20 protein-coding genes and 1 tRNA gene are annotated in these 24,714 nt (G+C 68.2%); 15 read left to right on the top strand and 6 right to left on the bottom strand.

The features are described from left to right. The first annotated feature begins 1 nt into the window (after position 1). The 13 genes from MTBSS4_RS12310 to ftsZ are packed head-to-tail and all read left to right on the top strand — an operon-like array spanning position 2 to position 16,522. Complete coding sequence (locus tag MTBSS4_RS12310) at positions 2 to 1,786, top strand: penicillin-binding protein 2 (RefSeq protein WP_254432541.1); 1,785 nt, start codon at positions 2 to 4, stop codon at positions 1,784 to 1,786. Then, entirely contained in the window at positions 1,770 to 3,224 is a 1,455-nt protein-coding gene (locus tag MTBSS4_RS12305) for a UDP-N-acetylmuramoyl-L-alanyl-D-glutamate--2,6-diaminopimelate ligase (protein ID WP_254432523.1), read from the top strand. Before MTBSS4_RS12310 ends, MTBSS4_RS12305 begins: the two co-directional genes overlap by 17 nt. After that, positions 3,221 to 4,618: a UDP-N-acetylmuramoylalanyl-D-glutamyl-2,6-diaminopimelate--D-alanyl-D-alanine ligase gene (locus tag MTBSS4_RS12300; RefSeq protein ID WP_173983700.1), complete on the top strand. Its 1,398-nt coding sequence runs from the start codon at positions 3,221 to 3,223 to the stop codon at positions 4,616 to 4,618. Before MTBSS4_RS12305 ends, MTBSS4_RS12300 begins: the two co-directional genes overlap by 4 nt. A gap of 7 nt (positions 4,619 to 4,625) precedes the next feature. Further along, positions 4,626 to 5,714, top strand: coding sequence for a phospho-N-acetylmuramoyl-pentapeptide-transferase (mraY, locus tag MTBSS4_RS12295; protein WP_173983699.1), 1,089 nt, complete (start codon positions 4,626 to 4,628; stop codon positions 5,712 to 5,714). A 7-nt stretch (positions 5,715 to 5,721) separates the two neighbouring features. Then, positions 5,722 to 7,095, top strand: coding sequence for a UDP-N-acetylmuramoyl-L-alanine--D-glutamate ligase (gene murD / locus MTBSS4_RS12290; RefSeq protein ID WP_173983698.1), 1,374 nt, complete (start codon positions 5,722 to 5,724; stop codon positions 7,093 to 7,095). Further along, positions 7,092 to 8,225 carry a putative lipid II flippase FtsW gene (gene ftsW / locus MTBSS4_RS12285; RefSeq protein ID WP_173983697.1) on the top strand — a complete coding sequence of 378 codons (1,134 nt, stop codon included), beginning with the start codon at positions 7,092 to 7,094 and terminating at the stop codon, positions 8,223 to 8,225. The genes murD and ftsW overlap by 4 nt, the downstream gene beginning before the upstream one ends. Next, entirely contained in the window at positions 8,222 to 9,343 is a 1,122-nt protein-coding gene (gene murG / locus MTBSS4_RS12280; protein ID WP_173983696.1) for an undecaprenyldiphospho-muramoylpentapeptide beta-N-acetylglucosaminyltransferase, read from the top strand. Before ftsW ends, murG begins: the two co-directional genes overlap by 4 nt. A gap of 3 nt (positions 9,344 to 9,346) precedes the next feature. After that, a complete protein-coding gene (gene murC / locus MTBSS4_RS12275; protein WP_173983695.1) occupies positions 9,347 to 10,783 on the top strand; it encodes a UDP-N-acetylmuramate--L-alanine ligase in 1,437 nt (478 codons plus the stop codon). Then, positions 10,783 to 11,703, top strand: coding sequence for a UDP-N-acetylmuramate dehydrogenase (gene murB, locus MTBSS4_RS12270; protein ID WP_173983940.1), 921 nt, complete (start codon positions 10,783 to 10,785; stop codon positions 11,701 to 11,703). Before murC ends, murB begins: the two co-directional genes overlap by 1 nt. Beyond that, positions 11,700 to 12,623 (top strand): D-alanine--D-alanine ligase, encoded by a 924-nt coding sequence (locus tag MTBSS4_RS12265; RefSeq protein ID WP_173983694.1) that lies wholly within the window; start codon positions 11,700 to 11,702, stop codon positions 12,621 to 12,623. Before murB ends, MTBSS4_RS12265 begins: the two co-directional genes overlap by 4 nt. Then, the gene (locus tag MTBSS4_RS12260) at positions 12,611 to 13,543 is read left to right on the top strand and encodes a cell division protein FtsQ/DivIB (RefSeq protein ID WP_173983693.1); all 933 of its coding nucleotides are present in this window, start codon (positions 12,611 to 12,613) and stop codon (positions 13,541 to 13,543) included. Before MTBSS4_RS12265 ends, MTBSS4_RS12260 begins: the two co-directional genes overlap by 13 nt. A 1-nt stretch (position 13,544) precedes the next feature. Then, a complete protein-coding gene (gene ftsA / locus MTBSS4_RS12255) occupies positions 13,545 to 14,783 on the top strand; it encodes a cell division protein FtsA (protein ID WP_173983692.1) in 1,239 nt (412 codons plus the stop codon). Between the two features lie 53 nt (positions 14,784 to 14,836). Next, a complete protein-coding gene (gene ftsZ / locus MTBSS4_RS12250) occupies positions 14,837 to 16,522 on the top strand; it encodes a cell division protein FtsZ (RefSeq protein ID WP_173983691.1) in 1,686 nt (561 codons plus the stop codon). Between the two features lie 171 nt (positions 16,523 to 16,693). On the opposite strand, the gene MTBSS4_RS12245 is transcribed toward ftsZ, so the two are convergent. The 3 genes from MTBSS4_RS12245 to MTBSS4_RS12235 form a co-directional block, all read right to left on the bottom strand. Next, entirely contained in the window at positions 16,694 to 17,314 is a 621-nt protein-coding gene (locus MTBSS4_RS12245; protein WP_173983690.1) for a class I SAM-dependent methyltransferase, read from the bottom strand. Between the two features lie 599 nt (positions 17,315 to 17,913). Then, a complete protein-coding gene (locus MTBSS4_RS12240) occupies positions 17,914 to 19,650 on the bottom strand; it encodes a glycosyltransferase (RefSeq protein ID WP_173983689.1) in 1,737 nt (578 codons plus the stop codon). Continuing rightward, on the bottom strand, positions 19,647 to 20,762 hold the full coding sequence (locus MTBSS4_RS12235) for a DegT/DnrJ/EryC1/StrS aminotransferase family protein (protein WP_173983688.1): 1,116 nt from the start codon (positions 20,760 to 20,762) through the stop codon (positions 19,647 to 19,649). Before MTBSS4_RS12235 ends, MTBSS4_RS12240 begins: the two co-directional genes overlap by 4 nt. Positions 20,763 to 20,946: 184 nt before the next feature. On the opposite strand from MTBSS4_RS12235, the gene MTBSS4_RS22730 reads away from it, so the two are divergent. Further along, entirely contained in the window at positions 20,947 to 22,548 is a 1,602-nt protein-coding gene (locus MTBSS4_RS22730; RefSeq protein WP_173983687.1) for a Gfo/Idh/MocA family oxidoreductase, read from the top strand. A gap of 103 nt (positions 22,549 to 22,651) precedes the next feature. Here MTBSS4_RS22730 and MTBSS4_RS12225 read toward each other — a convergent pair whose 3' ends face one another. Continuing rightward, a complete protein-coding gene (locus tag MTBSS4_RS12225; RefSeq protein ID WP_173983686.1) occupies positions 22,652 to 22,939 on the bottom strand; it encodes a HigA family addiction module antitoxin in 288 nt (95 codons plus the stop codon). Between the two features lie 9 nt (positions 22,940 to 22,948). Continuing rightward, entirely contained in the window at positions 22,949 to 23,227 is a 279-nt protein-coding gene (locus MTBSS4_RS12220; RefSeq protein ID WP_173983685.1) for a type II toxin-antitoxin system RelE/ParE family toxin, read from the bottom strand. Positions 23,228 to 23,683: 456 nt separating this feature from the next. Here MTBSS4_RS12220 and MTBSS4_RS12215 point away from each other — a divergent pair, with 456 nt between their 5' ends. Continuing rightward, complete coding sequence (locus MTBSS4_RS12215; RefSeq protein WP_173983684.1) at positions 23,684 to 24,427, top strand: hypothetical protein; 744 nt, start codon at positions 23,684 to 23,686, stop codon at positions 24,425 to 24,427. Positions 24,428 to 24,601: 174 nt separating this feature from the next. Here the strand turns inward: MTBSS4_RS12215 and MTBSS4_RS12210 are convergent. Then, a tRNA-Ile gene (locus MTBSS4_RS12210) sits at positions 24,602 to 24,677 on the bottom strand. Between the last annotated feature and the right edge of the window lie 37 nt (positions 24,678 to 24,714).

Here is a 24,714-nt window from a genome sequence, read left to right as displayed (position 1 = left end):
CATGTTCTCGTCCAGGCGCCATGTTCCGGGCTTCCACGCCGGCGAGGATCTCCAGGCCGGCGCCGCGCTGCGTCTGGACGGGGTCCGCATGCAGGCGGTGGAAACCGGCCGGTCGCGGCTGGTCGCCACCGCGATGGTGTTCCTGCTGGCGTTCGGCGTCATCGGTGCCCGCATGGTCGACGTCGCCGTGCTGGAACGCACCTCGCAGCAGGTGACGGCGCCGCCGCCGATTCTGTCGGACGGCCTCGCCATGGAGCGCGCCGACATCACCGACCGCACCGGCGTGCTGCTGGCCTCGTCGCTGCCGACCGTGTCGCTGCACGCGCGGCCCGAGGATTTGCGCAACGCCCGCGTCAACGCCGAGACCGCCGCCGGCCAACTGGCCGAGGCGCTGCCGGATCTCGACGCCGAGGACCTTCTGGACAAGCTGTCGTCGTCGCGCCCGTTCGTCTATCTGAAGCGCAACCTGACTCCGCGCCAGCAATACGACGTCAACGGGCTGGGCATTCCCGGCCTGCGCTTCGAGAAGGGCGAACGCCGGGTCTATCCCCACGGCAATCTGGTGTCGCATGTGGTCGGCATGACCGATGTGGACAACAAGGGCATCGCCGGCGTCGAAAAGCGCTTCGACACCGCCCTGAAGGAAAGCCGCGAGCCGCTGGGGCTGTCCATCGACGTCCGGGTCCAGACCATCGTGCGCAAGGAACTGGTCCGGGCGGTCGGCGAGTTCTCGGCGGTCGGCGGCACCGGCATGGTGATGGACGTGCGCACCGGCGAACTGCTGGCCATGGTCAGCCTGCCCGATTTCGATCCCAACGACCCGCCGCCGGTCACCGATCCGTCCATGTTCAACCGCGCCGCCAAGGGCGCCTACGAGATGGGCAGCACCTTCAAGCTGTTCAACACCGCCATGGCGCTGGATTCCGGGCGGATCACGCTGAATTCCAGCTTCGACGCCACCCGGCCGCTGGTGTTCAACAGCCACACCATCCATGACGACCATGCCCTGAACCGCTGGATGACCGTTCCGGAAATCCTGATCCATTCGTCCAATATCGGTTCGGCCCGCATGGCGCTCGACGTCGGCACCGACGGCCAGCGCGCCTTCATGGCCCGGCTCGGCATGCTGTCGGCGCCCGCCCTCGAATTGCCCGAGGTGGGGGCGCCGCTGGTACCCAGGCCCTGGCGCGAGATCAACACCATCACCATCGCCTTCGGGCACGGCCTGTCGGTGACGCCGCTGCAATTGCTGGCCGGCGTCGCCACTCTGGTCAACGGCGGCGAATACCGCCCGCCGACCCTGCTGGCCCGCGCTCCCGACGAGCCCTCCCCCGGCTTGCGCATCATAAAGCCGAAGACCTCGGAGCAGATGCGCCATCTGATGCGGCAGGTGGTCACCGAGGGCACCGGCAAGAAGGCCGACGTTCCCGGCTACGAAGTGGGGGGCAAGACCGGCACCGCCGAAAAGGCGGTCGGCGGCGGCTATCGCAAGAAGGCGGTGCTGTCGTCCTTCGTCGCCGCCTTTCCCATGGATGCGCCCCGTTACGCGGTGCTGATCATGCTGGACGAGCCCCAGGGCACCAAGGAGACCCACGGCTTCATCACCGCCGGCTGGACAGCGGCTCCGGTGGTGGGCCGGGTGATCGCCCAGGTGGCGCCGCTGATGGGGCTGATGCCCCGGACCCCCATGTCGATCCAGCCGGCGGGCAGCCGTCCGGCCACGGCGGCCGGGGGCAACGCCAACACCACAGCCAGGGGGAGCCGGGACGTTGCGGCGGTTGAGTGAACTGATGGCGGCCAATGTGACGCATGACATGGAGATTGCCGGTCTGACCGCCGATTCGCGGGCGGTGGCGCCCGGCTTCCTGTTCGCCGCCTTACCGGGGTCCAAGGCCGACGGCCGCGATTTCGTGCCCGCCGCCCTGGCTGGCGGCGCGTGCGCCATCCTGGCCGGCGAGGGCAGCCGGATCGAGGTGCCGCCGGGGGTGGAACTGCTGACCGATCCCAATCCCCGCCGCCGCTTCGCCCTGATGGCCTCGGTGTTCCATGCCGGCCAGCCCGCGACCATGGTGGCGGTGACCGGCACCAACGGCAAGACCTCGGTCGCCAGCTTCTACCGCCAGATCATGGCGGCGGTCGGCGCCAGGGCCGCCGCCATCGGCACTCTCGGCATCGTCGCCGACGGCTGGGACAACCGGGGCGGCCTCACCACTCCCGACCCGGTGGCGCTGCATGACGCCCTCTCCCGGCTGGCGGCGTTCGGCGTCACCCATGCCTGCATGGAGGCCTCCAGCCACGGCCTCGACCAGTGCCGGCTGGATGGGGTTCGCCTCAGGGCCGCCGCCTTCACCAACCTGACCCGCGACCATCTCGACTATCACGGCGACATGGAGCGCTATGCCGGCGCCAAGCTGCGGCTGTTCGCCGAATTGCTGCCGGACGACGGCGCCGCGATCATCAACATGGACGACCGGTCCGGCCCGCGCTTCGCCGATGCCTGCCGCGCCCGCGGCATCCGGGTGATCGGCTATGGCGCCAGGGGCGCCGAGCTGCGGCTGGTGGAGGCGAAGCCCGCTTCGTCCGGCCAGGTCCTGACCCTGGCGGTATCCGGCGAGACGGTCACGGTCGGGCTGCCGCTGGCCGGCCGCTTCCAGGCCGACAACGCCCTGGCCGCCCTCGGCCTCGCCTTGGCCACCGGCGCCGACCGGGACAAGGCGCTGGCGGCGCTGGAGCGGCTTGAAGGCGTTCCCGGACGCTTGCAGAAGGTGGCCGAACGCGCCACCGGCGCTGCCATCTTCGTCGATTACGCCCATACCCCCGACGCGCTGGAAACCGTGCTGGCGGCGCTGAAGCCCCATGCCGCCCGTCGGCTGGTGGCGGTGTTCGGCTGCGGCGGCGACCGCGACCCCGGCAAGCGGCCCGAGATGGGCGCCATCGCCTGCAATCTGGCCGACGCCACGATCGTCACCGACGACAATCCGCGCAACGAGGACCCGGACCAGATCCGCGCCGCCATCCGGGGCGCCTGCCGCGGCGCCATCGAGATCGGCGACCGCCGCGAGGCGATCCGCACCGCCGTCGCCGGGCTTCAGAAAGGCGACGTGCTGGTGATCGCCGGCAAGGGCCACGAGACCGGCCAGATCGTCGGGTCCGCCGTCCTGCCGTTCGACGATGCCGAGGAAGCGCGTTCGGCGGTGCTGCTGGCCGACGGGGGGATGTCATGAGTCCATCCCCCGCCATCCTGTGGACCTCGGCCGAGGCCGCCGCCGCCACCGGAGCCGCCCCGTCGGGCTCCATGTGGGAAGCGACCGGCGTGTCCATCGACAGCCGCACCGTCGATCCGGGCGATCTGTTCATCGCCCTGGCCGGCCCCAATCACGACGGTCACGACCATGTGGCCGCCGCCCTGGCCACCGGCGCCGTGGCGGCTCTGGTCCATCGCCTGCCGGCCGGAGTGCCCGAGGACGCGCCGCTGCTGCTGGTCAAGGACACCATGGCGGCGTTGCAGGACCTGGGGCGCGCGTCCCGTGCCCGCTCGGGCGCCCGCGTCGCCGCCATCACCGGCAGCGTCGGCAAGACCGGCACCAAGGAAATGCTGCGCCTGGTGCTGGGCGGGCAGGGGCCGACCCATGCCAGCATCGGCAGCTTCAACAATCACTGGGGGGTGCCGCTCAGCCTCGCCCGCATGCCGAGGAATGTCCGCTTCGCGGTGTTCGAACTGGGCATGAACCATCCCGGCGAGATCGCGCCGCTGGTGGCCATGGTCCGTCCCCATGTGGCGGCCATCACCACCGTCGAGGCGGTGCACATGGAATTCTTCGCCTCCACCGAGGAGATCGCCCGGGCCAAGGCGGAAATCTTCTCGGGCCTGGATGCGGGCGGAACCGCCGTGCTGCCCCGCGACAACCGTCATTTCCAACTGCTGGCCTCCGCCGCCGGAACCGCTTCGGTCCGGACCTTCGGCAGCCACATCGAGGCCGACGCCCGCCTGCTGGATTGCGGCGTCGACCCCGCCGCCACCTTGGTGTTCGCCCTGCTGGGCGACAGGCCGCTGTCGTACCGTATCGGCATCGCCGGGCGGCAATGGGCCATGAACTCGCTGGCGGTGCTGCTGGTGGTCGAGGCGCTGGGGGGCGACGCCATCCTGGCCGCCCAGGCACTGGCCGGCATGAGCGCTCCCAAGGGGCGCGGTCAGCGCCGCGTCGTCCCGGTGATGGGCGGCAGCATCGAACTGATCGACGAAAGCTACAACGCCTCGCCGGTGTCCATGAAGGCCGCCATCGCCGCCCTGGCGGCGGCCCGCCCCGCCAAGGGGGCGCGCCGCGTCGCCGTGCTGGGCGACATGCTGGAACTGGGAGGGGGCGGGCCGGACATGCATCGTGCCCTCGCCGAGGCCATCGAGACCTGGAACATCGACGCCGTCTTCACCGCCGGCCCGCTGATGGCCCACCTTCACCACGCCCTGGCCGAGCACCGCCGGGGCGGCCACGCCGAATCGTCGGAGGCGCTGGCCCCGATGGTCGTTCGGGCGCTGCGGCCGGGCGACGTGGTGATGGTCAAGGGCTCGGCGGGGTCGCGCATGGGGCGCGTCGTTCAATCGCTGGCCGAGGGGGGCTAGGACCCGGATGCTGTACAATCTCCTCTATCCCCTGGCCGACCAGTTCGCGGTCTTCAACCTGTTCAAGTACCTGACCTTCCGCAGCGGCGGCGCGGTCCTGACCGCCCTCGTCGTCTCGTTCCTGCTGGGGCCGGGCATCATCGCCTGGCTGCGCAAGTGGCAGAAGCAGGGCCAGCCCATTCGCGCCGACGGTCCGGAAAGCCATCTGCTGACCAAGAAGGGGACCCCCACCATGGGCGGTTTCCTGATTCTGATCGCGCTGTCGGTGTCGACCTTCCTGTGGGCCGACCTGACCTCGCAATACGTCTGGATCGTCATGATGGTGACGCTGGGCTACGGCCTGATCGGCTTTCTCGACGACTACCTGAAGGTGTCGAAGAAGAATCCGAAGGGCCTGCCCGGCAGGATCAAGCTGGTGGCCGAGGTCGCCATCGCCCTGGTCGCCGCGATCTGGGTGATGTCGTTGCAGAAGGACCCCCTGGCCGGCGCCCTGGCGGTGCCATTCTTCAAGACGGTGCTGGTCCAGCTGTCGTGGTTCTACGTGCCCTTCGCGGTGTTCATCGTGGTGGGCGCCGGCAATGCCGTCAACCTGACCGACGGCCTGGACGGCCTGGCGATCGTGCCGGTGATGATCGCGTCGGGGGTGTTCGCCATCTTCGCCTATCTGGTGGGCCACGCCGTTTTCGCCAATTACCTCCAGATCCACTACGTCGCCGGCTCGGGCGAGCTGGCGGTGTTCTGCGGCGCCCTGGTGGGGGCCGGGCTGGGCTTCCTGTGGTTCAACGCGCCGCCGGCCATGGTGTTCATGGGCGACACCGGCTCGCTCGCCATGGGAGGCGCGCTGGGCGCCATCGCGGTGGTGATCAAGCACGAACTGGTGCTGGGCATCGTCGGCGGCCTGTTCGTGCTGGAAACCGTTTCGGTCATCGTCCAGGTGGCCTCGTTCAAGCTGACCGGAAAAAGGGTGTTCCGCATGGCGCCGCTGCACCATCACTTCGAGAAGAAGGGATGGGCCGAGCCCACCGTGGTCATCCGCTTCTGGATCATCGCCACCATCCTGGCCCTGATCGGGCTGTCCACCCTGAAGCTGAGGTAGGGAAGAGATGATTCCGGTTCCGTTCATGGCGGGAAAACGCGCTCTGGTGATGGGTCTCGGCAGGTCCGGGACGGCGACGGCGCGCGCCCTGCTGGCCAGCGGCGCCGGAATCATGGCCTGGGACGACGACGAGGGCGCCCGCCGCGCCGCCGCCGAGGAGGCGATCCCCATCGCCAATCCGCTGGCGATCAATCTGGCCAAGGCCGACGTGGTGGTGTGGAGCCCCGGCATTCCCCACACCCATCCCCAGCCCCATCCGGTGGCGGAAAAGGCCCGCGCCGCCGGCGTTCCCGTGGTCTGCGACGTGGAACTGCTGGCCCGCGCCAAGCCCATGAGCCGTTTCCTGGGCGTGACCGGCACCAACGGCAAGTCCACCACCACCACCTTGCTGGCCCATGTGCTGGCCCAATGCGGCGCGCCGGTGGCGGCGGGCGGCAACCTGGGCATCGCCGCGCTCGACCTGCCCGACCTGCCGGGCGACGGCCGCTACGTGCTAGAACTGTCGTCCTATCAGCTGGAACTGGTGGAGAGCCTGTCGCTGGGCGTCGGCATCCTGCTCAACATCGCCCCCGACCATCTCGGCCGCCATGGCGGCATGGCCGGCTACGTCGCCGCCAAGCGCCGGCTGTTCGACTTCATCACGCCGGGCGGGGCGGCGGTGATCGGCGTCGACGACGGCGCCAGCAGGTCCATGGCCGCCGAGCTGTCGCGGCTGGGCCTGCGGGTCGTCCGGATCTCGGTCAGGCAGGCGTTGGACGACGGCGTTTCCGCCCCCGACGGGGTGTTGCTGGACAATGGCCGGCCGGTCTGCGACCTGAAGGACCTTCCGCGCCTGCCCGGCCGCCACAACTGGCAGAACGCCTGTGCCGTCTACGCGGCGGCCCGCGCCGAGGGTTTCCCCGCCAAGGCCATCGTGGCGGCGCTGGCCACCTATCCCGGCCTGGCCCACCGCCAGGAACTGGTCACGGTCAGCGACGGCGTCGCCTGGATCAACGATTCCAAGGCCACCAACGCCGACGCGGTCGACAAGGCCCTGGTCTGCTACGACCACGTCTACTGGATCGCCGGCGGTCAGGCCAAGGAAGGCGGGATCAAGGCGCTGGAGCCCCATTTCAGCCGGATCGAACACGCCTTCCTGATCGGCGAGGCCACGGAATCCTTTGCCGCGACGCTGGAGGGCAAGGTTCGCTTCACCCGGTGCGGCACCCTGGACAAGGCGGTGGCCGCCGCCCGCAGCCTGGCGGTGTCGGACGGCATCGAGGGCGCGGTGGTGCTGCTGTCGCCGGCCTCGGCCTCGTGGGATCAGTTCAAGTCGTTCGAGCATCGCGGCGACGCCTTCCGCGAACTGGTCATGGCCTTCGCCGGGGGGCATATGCCATGACCGTCACCTTCGGCCGCACCGATACCTCGACGCTTGGCCGCTGGTGGTGGACGGTGGACCGCTGGACCATCGCCGCCCTGTTCCTGCTGGTGGGCGTCGGCGCCCTGCTGACCATGGCCGCCAGCCCGGCGGTGGCCGAGCGCATCGGCGCGCCCAGTTCGTTCCACTTCGTCCGGCGCCAGTTCATGTTCCTGGTTCCGGCCATCGTCATCATGCTGAGCGTGTCGTTGCTGAGCCCCCGGCAGGTTCGCCGCATGGCGGTGCTGGGGCTGGCGGTCTCGGTGGTCCTGCTGGTGCTGGTGCCATTCCTGGGGGCCGAGGTCAAGGGCGCCCGCCGCTGGCTGACCATCGCCGGCCTGTCCATCCAGCCGTCGGAATTCGCCAAGCCCATGTTCGCGGTGGTGGCTGCCTGGATGTTCGCCTCCGCCCGCGTCGAGGAGGGATTTCCCGGCCGCCTGATCGCCACCGCCCTGCTGGGGCTGATCGTCGGCCTGCTGCTGGCGCAGCCCGATGTCGGCCAGACCGCCATCGTGCTGGCCATCTGGGCCACCCAGTTTTTCCTGGCCGGCCTGTCGGTGGTCTGGGTGGTGGGGCTGGGGCTGGCGACGCCGGTGGCGGTGATGGGGGCCTATTACGTCTTTCCGCACGTCCAGTCGCGCATCGACCGCTTTCTCGACCCCTCGGGGGCCGGCGGCTATCAGGTGATGACGGCGCTGAACGCCCTGCGCAACGGCGGCCTGTTCGGGCGCGGCCCCGGCGAGGGCCGGGTCAAGCTGTCGCTGCCCGACGCCCATACCGACTTCATCCTGGCGGTAGGCGGCGAGGAATTCGGCCTCGTCATGTGCCTGTTCGTGCTGGCCCTGTTCGCCTTCATCGTGCTGCGCGGTTTTTCGCGGGTGATGAAGGAGGATAACCTGTTCGTGGTCCTGGCCTCGGCCGGCCTGCTGGTGCAATTCGGCCTTCAGGCCATCGTCAACATGGCCTCGACCCTGCGGCTGATGCCGGCCAAGGGCATGACCCTGCCGTTCATCTCCTATGGCGGCTCGTCCATGATCGCGCTGGCTCTCGGCATGGGCATGGTGCTGGCGCTGACCCGCACCCGCTACGGCAGGGAGGGCCAGGACGCATGACCACCTCCTCCCCCCCTCCCCTCATCGCCCTCGCCGCCGGTGGCACCGGCGGCCACGTCTTCCCCGCCGAGGCGCTGGCGGGAATCCTGCTGGAGCGCGGCTATCGGCTGGCGCTGATCACCGACCGGCGCGGTGCCGCCTATGGCGGCACCCTGGGGCGGCTGGAAACTCACCGCATCCGTGCCGGCGGCATCGCCGGGCGGGGGGCGCTGTCCAAGCTGCGGGCGGTGGCCGAACTGGGTCTGGGCGTGCTTCAGGCCCGCTCGCTGCTGAAGCGGATCAGGCCCGCCGCCGTCATCGGCTTTGGCGGCTACGCATCGATTCCCGGCATGGTCGCGGCGGTGGCGGCCGGCATTCCCACCGCCATTCACGAACAGAACGCGGTTCTGGGCCGCGCCAACCGGCTGCTGGCCAGCCGGGTCGGGCGCATCGCCACCTCGTTCGCCGAGGTCAGCCATGTGGACCCCCGCCTGCTTCCCAAGCTGGTCCATATCGGCATGCCGGTCCGCGCCGCCGTCGCGGCGCTGCGCGACGCCCCCTATCCGCCGCTGGACGGAGACGGTCCGATCCAACTGCTGGTGCTGGGCGGCAGCCAGGGGGCGCGGGTGCTGTCCGAGGTGGTGCCGGCGGCGCTGGCCCAGCTGCCCGCGGCGCTCCGCCTGCGCATCCGCATCGCCCAGCAATGCCGGCCGGAAGACCTGGACGGCGTCGCCAGGGCCTACGAGGGCGCCGGCATCGCCTGCACCTTGCAAAGCTTCTTCGCCGACGTGCCCGAGCGCCTGACCGCCGCCCATCTGGTCATCGCCCGGGCCGGCGCCTCCACCGTCGCCGAACTGACCGCCCTGGGCCGTCCCGCCATCCTGGTGCCCTATCCCTTCGCCATCGACGACCATCAGACCGCCAACGCCCACGCCATCGAGAACAATGGCGGCGCTTGGCTGATGGACCAGGCCGGCTTTACCGCCGAGGCGCTGGCCGCCCGTCTGGGTTCGCTGTTCAGCCAGCCCGGAATCCTGGCGCGGACCGCCGGATGCGCCGCCCGCGCCGGCCGCCCCGACGCGGCCGAGCGGCTGGCCGACCTGGTCGCCGGCCTCATCACGCCAATGCCGGGGGACTGACCCATGCGCACCATGCCGCTTTCCATCGGAACCATCCACTTCGTCGGCATCGGCGGCATCGGCATGTCGGGCATCGCCGAGATTCTGCACAATCTGGGATACACGGTGCAGGGCAGTGACATCGCCGACAACTACAACGTCGAGCGCCTGCGCAAGAAGGGCATCAGGATTCACATCGGCCACGCCGCCGAGGCGCTGGGCGAGGCCCGCGTGGTGGTGGTGTCGTCGGCGGTCAGGCCCGACAACCCGGAGGTGGTCGCCGCCCGCTCCAAGCTGGTGCCGGTGGTCCGCCGGGCCGAGATGCTGGCCGAGCTGATGCGCCTGAAGAACGCCATCGCTATCGGCGGCACCCACGGCAAGACCACCACCACCTCGATGATCGCGGCCCTGCTGGACGCGGCCCACATGGACCCCACCGTCATCAACGGCGGCATCATCAACGCCTACGGCACCAATGCCCGGCTGGGGGCGTCCGACTGGATGGTGGTCGAGGCCGACGAGAGTGACGGCAGCTTCATCAAGCTGCCCTCCACCGCCGTGGTGGTGACCAATATCGACTCCGAGCACATGGATCATTACGGCAGTTTCGACCGGTTGCGCGACGCCTTCCACACCTTTGTCGAGAACACGCCGTTCTACGGCTTCGCGGCGCTGTGCATCGACCACCCGGAAGTCCAGGCGCTGATCGCCAAGGTGCCCGACCGCAAGATCGTCACCTACGGCTTCAGTCCCCAGGCGCTGGTCCGCGCCGCCAATGTCAGGGTGGGCACCGACGGCGCCCGCTACGACGTGGTGGTCACCGACCGGGTGACCGAGCAGGTCCGCACCATCGAGGACGTCTTCCTGCCCATGTTCGGCGAGCACAACGTCCAGAACTCGCTGGCGGCGGTGGCGGTGGCCATCCAACTCGGCCTGGCCAACGACGTGGTCAAGAAGGCCCTGGGCTCGTTCGCAGGTGTCAAGCGCCGCTTCACCAGGACCGGCGAGGCCAGGGGCGTGACGGTCATCGACGATTACGGCCACCATCCGGTGGAGATCGCCGCCGTGCTGAAGGCGGCGCGCAGCGCCACCGCCGGCCAGGTCATCGCGGTGGTGCAGCCGCACCGCTATACCCGGCTGTCCAATCTGTTCGCCGAGTTCTGCACCTGCTTCAACGACGCCGACACGGTGATCGTCGCCGATGTTTATGCCGCCGGCGAGACCCCCATCAAGGGCGCCGACAAGGCCGGACTGGTCAAGGGGCTTCAGGAGCATGGCCACCGCCACGCGGTGGCGCTGCCCGAACCCGCCCGGCTGGCCGCCCTGGTCGGGTCCATCGCCCGGCCCGGCGACATGGTGGTCTGTCTGGGGGCCGGCAACATCACCGGCTGGGCCCACGCCCTGCCGGCCGAACTGGCCGCCCTGCCCGACGCCGCCCCCCCTTCGGAGCCCGCCGAATGATGACCGTCCGGCGCGAACATGACTGGCGCGACGATCTGCCCGCGGTGCGCGGGCGGATCGGCTTCGACGCGCCCATGGCGCCGTTCACCTGGTTCAGGGTCGGCGGTCCGGCCGAGGTGCTGTTCCGTCCCGCCGATCTCGACGACCTCATGACCTTCCTGGCGGGGTTGCCGCCCCAGGTGCCGGTGACGGTGATCGGCGTCGGCTCGAACCTGCTGGTTCGCGACGGCGGCGTGCCGGGGGTGGTGATCCGCCTCGCCGGCCCCTTCGCCGCCATCGAGACCAACGGCGACACCATCACCGCCGGAGCCGGGGCGCTGGACATCACCGTCGCCAAGCTGGCCATGGAGGCCGGCATCGGCGGGCTGGAATTCCTGTCGGGCGTGCCCGGCACCATCGGCGGCGCGCTGCGCATGAATGCCGGGGCCTTCGGCGCTGAGATGAAGGATGTCGCCATCGCGGCCGAGGCGGTGGACCGCGACGGCCGGCTGCGCATCCTCGACCTTGCCGACCTGGGGTTCACCTATCGCCATTCGGCGGTGGATGAAAGCTGGATATTCCTGTCGGCGACCCTGCGCGGCCGGCCCGCTCCGACCGCCGCGATCGCGGCGCGCATGGACGAGATCAGGGCCGGCCGCGAGAACGCCCAGCCGGTCCGCGCGCGGACCGGCGGGTCCACCTTCGCCAATCCGCCGGGCCACAGCGCCTGGAAGCTGATCGATGCCGCCGGCTGCCGGGGGCTGATCCGGGGCGGGGCCCAGGTGTCGGAAAAGCACTGCAACTTCCTGCTCAACCTGGGCGACGCCACCGCCGCCGACATCGAGGATCTGGGCGAGGACGTCCGCCGCCGCGTCCTGGAGACCAGCGGCGTCGAGCTCAACTGGGAAATCCGCCGTATCGGGGTGAGGGAACGCTCATGACCACCAAGCGCGTCACGGTCTTGATGGGAGGCGCTTCGGCCGAGCGCGACGTCAGCCTGCGTTCGGGCCATGCCGCCGCCGCCGCGCTGGAGCAGGCCGGTTTCCTGGTCACCCGCGTCGACGTCGGCCGCGATCCCCTCGAACTGGTCCGCGCCGTGGCCGAGACCCAGCCCGATGTGGTGTTCAACGCCCTGCACGGCCGTTTCGGCGAGGACGGCTGCGTCCAGGGCGTGCTGAACCTGCTTGGCGTGCCCTACACCCATTCCGGCCTGCTGGCCTCGGCGGCGGCCATGGACAAGGCCTTTGCCCGGAGCCTGTTCCAGTCGGCCGGAATTCCGGTGGCCAGGGGGCGCATCGTCACCCGGTCGGAATGCGCCGGCGGCGATCCGCTGCCGCGTCCCTTCGTGGTCAAGCCCATCAACGAAGGCTCCAGCGTCGGGGTGTTCATCGTCAGGGCCGGCCAGCCCTCGCCCATCGCCGCCTGGCCGTTCGACGGGGAAGACGTCCTGGTGGAGGAGTTCATCCCCGGCCGCGAGCTGACCGTGGCGGTGATGGGCGGCAAGGCGCTGGGCGTGCTGGAGATCACCTCGGAACGCGGCTTCTACGACTACGAGGCCAAGTATGCTCCCGGCGGCTCGCGCCACCTGATGCCGGCGCCGCTGCCGCCCGCCGATTACGCCGAGGCCTGCCGCCTGGCGGCGGAGGCCCACCGGGTGCTGGGCTGCCGCGGCGTCAGCCGGGCCGACCTGCGCTACGACGACACCCGGCCGGGCGAGACGCCTCGCCTGGTCATGCTGGAGGTCAATACCCAGCCGGGCATGACCGCAACCTCCCTGGTGCCGGAGATGGCCGCCCATGCCGGAATTAGCTTTCCGGAATTGGTGCGCTGGATGGTCGAGGAGGCGCGATGCGACGGATAAGCGACACCGACATCGTCGTCACCGCCGACGACCGGCCGGGCACGGGCCGCACCCAGGCCCCGGCCAGGGCGAGGACGAAGCCCAAGCCTCGGGCCAAGCGCCGGACGTGGTGGCCGCGCCTGTGGCTGTCGCCGCTGCAAAGGCTGGCGGGAGCCGGAGTGATCGCCACCGCCCTGCTGGTGGGCGGGGCGGTGCTGTGGCGTTCGGGCATGGTCCACCGCGTCGCCCGCGACGCCGGCGCCGCCCTGCTGGCCGTTTCGGCCGATGCCGGGCTGCGCGTCGCCGAGATCACCGTCGAGGGCCGCCGGCGCACTCCCACCGAGCAGATCATCGTCGCCCTGGCGACGCGGCACGGCGATCCCATCCTGGGCGTCGATATCGCCGTGGCCAAGGCGCGGCTGGAGAACCTTCCCAGCGTGCGCGCCGCCGCCATCGAACGCCGCCTGCCCGGCGCTCTGCACCTGTCCATCGTCGAGCGCCAGCCGGTGGCGCTGTGGCAGAACGGCGGGCGTTTCATGCTGGTCGACCGCGAGGGGCACCGCATTCCCGGCGCCATCGAGGGCTTCGAGGATCTGCCGCTGGTGGTGGGGGAGGGGGCGCCCCAGCGCGCCGACGAACTCTTCGCCATGCTGGCCACCGAACCGGCCCTGGCTGCCCGGGTCAAGGCCGCCACCCGCGTCGGCAACCGCCGCTGGAACCTTCGTCTCGACGATGTCGAGCGCGGCCTGGAGGCCCGCCTGCCCGAGACCGATCCCGAGGCCGCCTGGCGCCGGCTGGCCGGTCTGGAGCGCGACCGGGGCCTGTCCTCCAAGCAGATCACCATGATCGACCTGCGGGTGCCCGAGCGCCTGATCATGAGAAGCGATCCGCAGCAGGCCGCCGGGCGCGCCGCCTCCGCCGAGCATGGAAGGGAGGACTGACATGGCCCAGCGCAACGGAGTGATCGCCGCCGTCGACGTGGGCACCACCAAGGTGTGCTGCTTCATCGCCCGCGTCCAGGAGGACGGGACGCCGCGTATCGTCGGCATCGGCCATCAACTGGCGCGCGGCATGAAGAACGGCACCGTGGTCGACATGGAGGATCTGGAAAGCTCGATCCGCGCCTCGGTGGAGGCGGCCGAGGAAATGTCGAAGGAGCACATCCGCGCCGTCGCCATCAACGTCTCGGGCGGACAGCCGGCCTCGGCCAACGTCAAGGTCGAGGTCGCGACCAACGGCCATCCGGTCAACGAGGCCGACATCCGCCGCATGCTCGATCTCGGCCGCGCCCATCACGAAAGCCACGAGCGCGAGCTGATTCACGCCATTCCGGTGGACTACACCATCGACGGCAACGAAGGCATCAAGGACCCGCGCGGCATGTTCGGCGACCGCCTGGGGGTCACCATCCACATCATTTCCGCCGGAAGCGGACCGGTGCGCAATCTGTCGACCGTGGTCAACCGCTGCCATCTCGACATCGAGGCCCGCGTGGTCAGTCCCTATGCCGCCGGCATGGCCTGCCTGGTGGAGGACGAGAAGGAACTGGGCGTCACCTGCATCGACATGGGCGGCGGCACCACCTCCATCGCCGTGTTTCTGGGCGGCCAGCTGGTTCATACCGACGTCATCGCGGTGGGGGGCGCCCACGTCACCAGCGACATCGCCCGATGCCTGTCGACGCCGCTGGCCCATGCCGAGCGCCTGAAGACCCTGTATGGCTCGGCCATTCCCAGCCCGTCGGACGATCGCGAGATTCTGAAGGTTCCGCTGGTGGGCGAGGACGAGGACGGCGCCTCCAATCAGGTGCCGCGCTCCTTGCTGATCCAGATCGTCCAGCCCCGGCTGGAGGAAACCTTCGAGATGGTGCGCGCCTGCCTGGAACAAAGCGGCTTCGACCGGATGGCCGGACGCCGGGTGGTGCTGACCGGCGGCGCCAGCCAGATGCAGGGCGTTCGCGAACTGGCGGGAATGGTGCTGGAAAAGCAGGTGCGGCTGGGTCGTCCGGTCGGCCTGCAAGGCCTGCCCGAGGCCACCGGCGGCCCCGCCTTCTCCACCTGTGCCGGCCTGATCCGCTACGCCATGGTCCACGTTCCCGCGCCGTCGCGCGGCCGGCGGACCGGCACGGAGGGTGGAACCGGCCTGGGCAGGCTGGGGGCCTGGCTTAAACGGAATTTCTGATTCAACGGACGGCCGGCGCAGAATCGGCCGAACACAGCGCGGAGGACCTGGACATGCTGACTTTTCTTCCCGGAGCCCATCAGGATCTGAAGCCCCGCATCACCGTGATCGGGGTTGGCGGTGCCGGCGGCAACGCCGTCAACAACATGATTCTGTCGCGGCTTGAAGGCGTCGAGTTCATCGTCGCCAACACCGACGCCCAGTCGCTGGGGCAAAGCCGCACCGAACGGCGGATACAGCTGGGCAATCAGGTGACCCAGGGCCTGGGCGCCGGCGCCCGTCCCGACGTGGGCCGCGCCGCCGCCGAGGAAAGCCTGGACGAGGTTCTGGGTCAGATCGGCGGCGCCAACATGGTGTTCATCACCGCCGGCATGGGCGGCGGCACCGGCTCGGGCGCGGCCCCGGTCATCGCCCGCGCCGTGCGCGAGCAGAACATCCTGACCGTCGGCGTGGTCACCAAGCCGTTCCATTTCGAGGGCGCCCACCGCATGCGCACCGCCGAGGCCGCCATCGAGGAACTGCAACAGGTGGTCGATACCCTGATCATCATCCCCAATCAGAACCTGTTCAGGGTCGCCACCGAGCGCACCACCTTCGCCGACGCCTTCAAGATGGCCGACGACGTGCTCTATGCCGGCGTGCGCGGCGTCACCGACCTGATGATGAAGCCCGGCCTGATCAACCTCGATTTCGCCGATATCCGCACGGTGATGAGCGAGATGGGCAAGGCGATGATGGGAACCGGCGAGGCCGAGGGCGACAAGCGCGCCATCGACGCCGCCGAGGCCGCCATTTCCAACCCGCTGCTGGACGACAGTTCCATGAAGGGCGCCCGCGGCGTCCTGATCAACATCACCGGCGGCATGGACATGACCCTGTTCGAAATGGACGAGGCCGCCAACCGCATTCGCGACGAGGTCGATCCCGACGCCAACATCATCGTCGGTTCCGCCCTGGACGACCAGCTGACCGGCAAGATGCGGGTGTCGGTGGTGGCGACCGGCATCGCCGGCGAGACCGTCGCCCAACCCAAGCCCACCGTGGTCTCGATGGTTTCCGTGGCCAGCCCGGCGCCGGCCCAGCCGGTCCGGCCGGCGCAGCCGCCCATCGCGGCCAATGTCCAGCCCACCTTCCGCCCGCAGACGGTCGGCGCCCCCCAGCACCAGCCCCAGGCGGCCAAGCTCCAGGTGGCGGCGGCTCCGGCCCCCGCTCCGGTTTCGGCCCCGGTTCCGGGGGCGGGGGCCTATCACATGCCGCCGGCCCATCAGACCCATGCCGCCGTGTCGCGGACCCAGCAGAACCTTCGCGAACCGGAACTGGATATCCGCCAGCCCGAGCCCCAGCTCCGCCACGAGCCGACCCTCAGGACCGAACCGCGCCAGGAACCCAGGCTGGGACAGCCCGCTGGCCGGGGCTATGCCGAAACGCCGGAATCCGACATGACCTCCTTGCAGAAGGCGGTGTCGGAGATCAGCGAGGCGGCCCACGACCATGCCTCTCCGTCGGCGGCTTCCCAGCCGCAGGCTTCGCCGCAGCCTGAACCCCGGCGTGGGGGCGGCCTGCTGGACCGTCTGGTCAATCGCGGCCGTCAGACCCTGGCGCCGGCGGCCCGTGCCCCGGAGCCGGCGCCGCAGCCGCAGCCCCGCATGGAAGCCCGCCGCGAGACCGCCGCGCCGCATTCGGGCGAGGATCTGGACCTGCCGGCCTTCCTGCGCCGCCAGCAGCCCAACGGAGCCTGAGCGTCCGATTTCGGGGAGAGGTTTTCCCTCTCCCCCGCCTGCGCTGTGCCTTGAAGGCCCGACCGGTTCATCCGGCCGGGCCCTTTTCTTGGCCGGTGGCGAGATGGCCTGTCCCTGGATTCGGCAAGGCGAGTCAGTTCATTGGGGCGCCGGCATTATCGTGAAATCATCTTACCGCTTGCGAAATATCCAATAGAGACAGGGAAGCGTGAAGCTGAGCCTCAATTCCGACGCCACCTCGGCAAAGCCATTTGATTCAAGGAGTTCCCGCACCAGGGACGGGCTGCGGCAAAAGCGGGCATTGCCGCCCCTGGTCGCCATTACGCCCTCGGGGGCGGGAAAGTCGGTGAAGGCGAAATAACCTCCCTGGGACAGGCACGCCGCCACCGCCGCCACGATGGGGGCAAGGTCCCGGAAGTAATACAAGGCGCCATGGCATACAACCATTTCGGCCCTGAGGCGTGGAAGCATATCCAGCAGGTCGCCGACCAGCAAGTCATCGTAGCATCCAAGCCGCTCGGCTTGCGACACCATGGCCGGAACGAGATCGAGCCCCACCAGCCGGCGGGCCCACGGCTTCAGGATTGGCCCCGCCAACCCGGTGCCACAGGGGGCGTCAATGATCTCCCACGGTCCACCTCCGTCAAGATGGTCGCCGAGAAACGCCTGGAATTCGGCAATCGAGTCCAGATGGGTGCTCTGCCGATCATAGAGTTCCGCATCGTATTCCTTGATAACCTCGCCGTGGGCTGCCGGCGTGGGCAGTTCGGCGGTGAGACATTCGCCGAACACTCGCAATGATGTTTCGGCCCCCCCCCATCCGTAATGATAGAATTGAAAGTCCTGCAAATAGATCGTAAGTATTATCGTGCTCGTTGAATATCTCCAAAAGAATTGCTGTTGCATTTTCCAGGTTGCCGAATCGGCATGTCGCGGCCCAGGTTGCGACAAATCGAGAAAGGATATCGTCCCCGACCTTGGTCAGACTAGCCACGGCAATGGTCTGGGCCTTCAGGTGGAGCGGATTTTCTCGCAGGGCATCAATTATTGTTCTAAATGAATTTATATACTCTCCATGGGTGTAGTGCCTGGCGGCAGAGTTTATGCAGCGTATATAGTGATCGCTGAATTTCATTTCTGAACTCTAATTGGATGTGCGGGAGGCCGTGTCACGATCAGACCCGCCGCCCCTGACGAGCTTTCAATGATTTATGGTAGATGAGTTTTTTGTATTTAAAAGCAATGCATTGTTCATACGCATGCATATATCGTTCTAATAGCTTCTATCGACGCATATAAGATCATCAGGATGGGACGGCGGCGGTTCCAGCCGTGATTGCCGGTTGGAAGGCGGCCGTTATCCCCGGGGGCATGGGCTCCCGGTCGCGCGGCTATGCCTGATCCAGGGCCGCCAGCAGCGCCTCGGCGCTTCGCTCGGGGGTGAAGGTTCCGACCACGATTTCCGCCGCCTCGGCGGCAAGGCGGCGGGCCTGGGCCGGGGCGTCGAGCAGGCGGGCGCAGGCCATGGCGATGTCGTCCGGATCGGATGTCCGGCAAAGCCCCTGGCGCAAGGGGGGCATCACCGCCTCGGCGGTTCCGCCTCCGGCGGTGGCGACGACCGGGCAATGCTGCATCTGGGCTTCCAGCAGGGCGTTCGGCATCCCTTCGACGCGCGAAACGTGCAAGAGCAGGTCGCTGGCCGCCAGCACCATCTCCACGTCCCGGCGAATTCCCAGCAGGCGGACCGTGCCGCCAAGATTCATCCGGGCGATGGCGCGTTCGGTTTCCCCGCGCAGGATGCCGTCGCCCACGATGATGGCGACCAGATCGGGAAAGCGCCGGACCAGCCGGGCGATCACCGCCAGGAACAGGTCTGGACGCTTCTCGGGTGACAGGCGGAAGAGTCCCGCCACGACCTTGGCGTTTTCGGCCAGCCCCAGCCGTTGCCGCGCCTCCCGCCGGTCATGAGGGGCGGCGGGGCGGACGGAATTGGGCAGAATGCCGATCCGCTCGGGCGCGATGCCCAGCCAGCCGGCATAGGATGCGGCGCCGGCGCGGCTGTTGCACAGCATGCGGACCCGCGAATGGGCGAGGACAAGCCGGTAGACCGAGGCCATCACCTCGGAAACATCGTGGTAATTGGCGGGAAAATGGCCGGGATGGACGCTCCGCCCGCACATGACGACATGACGGATGCCGGCCAGCAGCCCAGCAAGGGCGCACCGGAGGTTGTCGGCGTCGAGGAAGCCGAGCAGGAGCTCGGGGCGGTCGGCCTCCAGGTCCCGCCAGGTGGCAAGGATGGCGTGCATGATCTGAGGGGGCAGCAGGCGAAGCGCGCCGAGGACATGCGGCGGCGCCCGGTCCCGGGCCCATGCCAGTATGGCGTCCGCCGCCACGAGCGGATGCGGCAGGTTGGAGACCGGAATGGCCCGGCCGGCGAGACTGTCCAGGTAATGGGACGCCTGCCCCCGATGGGGGTAGATGGTGAGAATTCTCACCGTCCAGCCCCGGTCGTGCAGCGCCGCCGCCAGCATGCATATCTGGCGCTCCGCCCCTCCGGGTTCGATGCCGTAGATCAGGAAACACGCCGATCTTGGCGTTTCCACGGGGGCGGCCGGCAGGGACAGCAGGGTTTTCCATCCCCGGATGACGCCGGCCAGTTCCGGCACGGGTTCGCGGGCGTAGGGGGCGTAGGCCGGGGCGTGCCAGGGCCGGTCCGGCCGCCGGCCGCCGAGGCGGCGGTACAGTCGAAGGGTTTCGGGAATCCTGCCGGCGATCAGGAGGCGGGCGGTCCGCTCCGTCACGGCGAATCCATACGCCGGCAGCATCGCTTCAAGTCCGGCATGATCGTCTTCGGCCCGATCCGACAGCGGAACCACCAGCACCGCCGCATCGGCGAGACCGGCGCTCAACTCGGACAGAACCGACGGGATGTCCGCCTCGTCCCCCCTCCACGGCGTCATCACCACCGCGGCGTCGGCGCCGTCATCCGCCAGGACAAGGCCGCCGTGGCGGAAAAGGGTCTCGGAGAAATCGGATGGAGCGACACCGACCGCCCTGACGCGCCCGCCATTGGGACGGTGACGGAACAGGGCGTCGGCAAGCAGGTCCGGCAGTTCCGCCATCATGGACTTGCGGCGGCGCCCACGGCATCCTTCAGGGCGGCGGCGACCTCGGCGATCTGAGCCTCGCTCAGCTCGGGATAGATGGGCAGGGCCAGGACCTGTTCGGCCGCCAGTTCCGAATGGGGCAGGCTGCCCGGCCCATGGCCCAGGGCGGCGAAGCATTCCTGCCGGTGCAGCGGCAGCGGGTAATAGATCTCGGTGCCGATTCCCCGCGCCCCCAGCGCCGCCTGGACCCGGCCGCGCTCCGGCACCCTGATCACATACTGGTTGAACACGTGCGGCTCGAACCGGACCGGCGGGGTGGTCAGGCCCGGCAGGCCGGCCAGCAGGCGGTCGTAAAGCCGGGCATTGCGGCGGCGCGCCTCGGTCCAGCCCGCCAGATGCGGAAGCTTGGCCCGCACCACCGCCGCCTGAAGGGCGTCGAGACGGAAATTGCCGCCGACCATGGCGTGGAAATATTTGGGCTTGGAGCCGTGGGCGCGCAGCACCCGCAGGCGTTCGGCCAGCGCGTCGTCGTTGGTCACCACCATGCCGCCGTCGCCGCAGGCCCCCAGATTCTTGGAGGGGAAGAACGAGAAGCAGCCCATGGCGCCCATGCTGCCGGCGGAACGTCCCTTGTAGCCGGCGCCGATGGCCTGGGCGGCATCCTCGATCACCGCCAGGCGGTGGCGGGCGGCCAGGTCTAGGATCGGGTCCATGTCGGCGCATTGGCCATAGAGGTGGACCGGAACGATGGCGCGGCTGCGCGGCGTGATGGCGGCCTCGATGCCGGCCGGATCGATGTTGAAGCTGTCGGGCTCGATATCGACGAAGACCGGAACCGCCCCCAGCCGGGCGATGGCCCCGGCGGTGGCGAAGAAGGTGAAGGGCGAGGTGATGATCTCGTCGCCCGGCCCGATGTCCAGCGCCATCAGGGCGGCGAGCAGGGCGTCGGTGCCGCTGGACACGCCAACGCCGTGGCGGGCGCCGCAATAGGCGGCGATCTCGGCCTCGCAGGCCGCCACCTCCGGCCCCAGGATGAAGGCCTGACTGGCGACGACGCGGCCGATGGCCGCCATGACGTCCTCGGCGATGGTGGCGTGCTGGGCCTTGAGATCGAGCAGGGGAACGCTCACGGTCCATCCTTCGCGGCGGCGGGTACCCGGAACTTGTAGCCCGTCAATGGTTATGGCTCTGTTAATCCCCTCCTTTCGCTGCGTTCAGGCCCGATGCCCTGCCCGGTGGCCGTTAACCGAATGGCGAGATATGATGGCGTCTGATGCGTGGTTGAAACGGATTTTCGCAGAAGGCGGACCCTGAATGAACACGAACACGAAGACCGTCGCCAGCCGCGTCGCGGTGGTGGGGTGCGGCCACTGGGGCAAGAACCTCACCCGCGTCATGCACGAGCTGGGGGCGCTGGCGGCGGTGGTCGACCGCTCGGACCGAACCGCCGCCGCCATGGCGGAAAAATTCCAGGTTCCGGCGCGCTCCCTCGGCCAGGTCCTGGCCGACGACGCCATCGACGGCGTCGTCATCGCCGCTCCCGCCGCCCAGCATCACGACATCGCCCACGAGGCGCTGCTGGCCGGCAAGCATGTCTTCGTGGAAAAGCCCCTCGCCCTCAAGGTGTCCGAGGCCGAGGAACTGGCGCGGCTGGCGGCGGGGCGGGGCCGGGTGCTGATGGTGGGACACCTGATGCGTTACCACCCGGCCTTCCTGGAATTGCTGCGCCTGCGCCAGCAGGGGGAACTGGGCCACATCCGCTACGCCTATTCCCACCGGCTCAATCTCGGCAAGTTCCGCACCGAGGAAAACAGCCTGTGGAGCTTCGCCCCCCACGACGTTTCCATGATCCTGGCGCTGATGGGGGCGGAACCGGTGTCGGTCAGCGCCTTCGGCCATTGCTACCTGACCCGTTCGGTGGCCGACGTCACCACCACCCACATGATCTTTCCCGGCGGCGAGGCCGCCCATATCCATGTCAGCTGGCTGCATCCGTTCAAGGAGCAGCGGCTGGTGGTGGTGGGCGACGGCGGCATGGCGGTGTTCGACGACGGGCTGGGGTGGGAGGCCAAGCTGCGGCTGTATTCCGCCCAGATCGCGTGGCGCGAGGGGCTGCCCTTTCCCGATCCGTCCGAGGCCCGGCCGGTGCCGCTGGACCCGTCCGAGCCCCTGCGCCTGGAATGCGGGCACTTCCTCGACTGCATCGCCCGGGGCGCGACGCCGGTCACCGACGGAGCCGAGGGCGTGGCGGTGCTGCGGGTGCTCGACGCGGCCCAGCGCTCCATGGAGGGCGGCGGCGCCGTCGTCCTGGCCCCATCCGTCCGGACCGGGAACGAGCCGGTCATCCATCCCACCGCCGAAGTCGACACCCCCTGCGTCATCGGCGCCGGCACCCGCATCTGGCATTTTTCCCACGTCCTGGCCGGCAGCAGCATCGGGCGCGACTGCGTGATCGGCCAGAACGTCAGCATCGGCCCCAATGTCAGCATCGGCGATAACTGCAAGATTCAGAACAATGTCAGCGTCTATGCCGGCGTGACCCTGGAGGACGGGGTCTTCTGCGGCCCCAGCATGGTCTTTACCAATGTGATGAACCCGCGCGCCGAAATCTCCCGCAAGCACGAATTCCGCCCGACCCTGGTGCGGCGGGGGGCTTCCATCGGCGCCAACGCCACCGTCGTCTGCGGCCGCACCATCGGCCGCTGGGCCTTTGTCGGCGCCGGTTCGGTGGTGACCCGCGACGTGCCCGACCACGCCCTGGTGATCGGCAATCCGGCGCGGCTCAAGGGCTGGGTCTGCCGTTGCGGCGAGCGCCTGCCGGGCGGCGAGTGGAGCGGGGCGGCCTGTCCGTCCTGCGGCCAGCGCTATGGCCGCGACGGCGACCGGGTCGCCATGGTCGGAACGGAAGAGGAGTAGCAAGCCGCCTGCCGCCCGTCTGGTAAGGGAGATGCGGGCGCGATGGTGGAAGAACCGCCCCGGCGAGCCGGCCCAAGGAGGTTTATCGCCTCACGCCCTGGTGCTACGCCGCCCGTGGCGTCACGTCGCGGACAATCTTTTCACCCGCCTCGGCTTCCACCTTTGACAGGTCATGCGCACTTTGGAGGTTGAGCCAGAATTGAGGCGTGGTGCCGAGATACCGGGCCAACCGCAAGGCAGTGTCGGCGGTGATGGAGCGGTGTTCCTTGATGATCTCGCCAATGCGGGTTGCCGGGACGCGCAACGCCGTGGCAAGGGCGTTGGCCGAGAGTCCCAAGGGGGTCATGAACTCTTCGCGGAGGATTTCACCGGGATGGGTCTTGATGCGCATGATCCTGCCTCAATGGTAGTCGGCGATCTCGACACGGTGCGCGGCACCATCGCGCCAAACAAAGCACAGCCGCCACTGGTCATTGATGCGGATGCTGTGTTGGCCCTTCCTGTCGCCCTCCAGAGTCTCCAGTCGGTTTCCTGGAGGCGAGGAGAGGTCTTGCAGTTCCGTCGCCGCATCGAGCATGTCCAGTTTGCGTAACGCGGCGTTGGCGATAGCTGCAAACCGCTTGGACGCGCCCGTCCGAAAAAGGCGCTCCGTTTCCTTGTCGCGGAAGCTGACTATCATCCGACAACGATATAACGCGATGGGTATGACGTCAAGCGTTGCATTGTCGGGCGGTGCTTGTGCCGTCAATCAATAGGTTGAATCATTTTTCAAGCATGAGGGGAAAATCCTGTTATTCAGATTTTGGAAGTGTTTATATGGAAATATTCGTCCTTTAATGTGTTATTTCTCGGTTGAGGTTGGCGCGAATGCGTGTGGAGGCCGAAATTGAATGACCAAGTCAAATGCCCGATTTGCCGGAATGCCGATTTCGAGAATTTTGGCGGTAGCTGTCGCATATTCTCGACCGGCGGAAGGCATTCCTCCGGGTTTGAGTGCGACGTCTGCGGGAAGTATGAAATCAGCGGATCAGCGTTCGCGGGGCCTCTCGATCCAGAAAAAGCGACCCTGACACCGATTCAACGTGCGGCCCTATCGCATCGACTTCGAATTGCGTCGCGTGAAGGGGCGCCACTCATGATCACAACGGATTGGTTGAGGGGGTTTCTCGCAAACCCATCTCTGCCAAGCCCCGCAATGCAAGCTATCAACATCATTCGCTACATCGGCGATGAGACGTCCAAGTCCGGCGAACAACTCTCGAAGATGCCCGTTGATTTTCACTCGATTATCGGCGCTCCCAACAGAAGATTTGCCGCCAGACTGGCCGAGCAGCTTTGCGAACGGAAACTCTTGAGCCTGACGAATCCCGGCCCCCGTGACTGCGTTGATCTCAGAAACATCGAACTGACCCTTGACGGATGGGAACGTTACGAAGCTGAGAAGACCGGGAAAGTGTCCGGCAAGTATGGGTTCATTGCGATGAAGTTCGGAGACCCGATTCTCGATCCCTTCGTTGAAGACACCGTCAAGCCAGCCGTCAGGGACGGTATCGGTTATGACCTCCTGGACATGCGCAACGTCGCTCGCGCGGGCATTATCGACAACATTATGCGTACCCAGATCCGCGATGCGGCCTTCGTCATTGTTGATCTCACCCATGACAATTCTGGTGCCTACTGGGAGGCCGGCTACGCAGAAGGGCTTGGCAAGCCCGTCCTTTACATCTGCGAGAAAGGCAAGTTCGACGAAGCAAAGACCCATTTCGATACCAACCACTGCACCACCGTCGTGTGGGGCCACCAAGATGGCGACAGCTTCTGTCAAGAACTCATTGCCACGCTTCGCAGGTCACTCGATTTATTTTCCGAACGGCATTAGGCAGATTCATCGATACGTCCTCGCCGCTGGATTGGGCCCATAGCGGCGTTCCAGGGTGGGCGCCAAGACCCGGTGCCGCGAGACGTGCAGATAGGCGGGAGCGTGCAAGCCAATGTTCCACCTTGATGTCCCACCGGGGGTTCATCAAGGCTACTTCATTGATTTTGCAGAATTTGGTGGGCCCGGCAGGACTCGAACCTGCAACCAGACCGTTATGAGCGGCCGGCTCTAACCATTGAGCTACAGGCCCCACCGCCCCCGACCATAATCAATGGTCGGGGGAATGC

Origin of the sequence: Magnetospirillum sp. SS-4 (assembly GCF_902729425.1) — a bacterium.
Taxonomy (GTDB): Bacteria; Pseudomonadota; Alphaproteobacteria; order Rhodospirillales; family Magnetospirillaceae; genus Phaeospirillum.
Note: the sequence above shows the minus strand (reverse complement) of the source record. Positions and strands in the feature narration are given on the sequence as shown.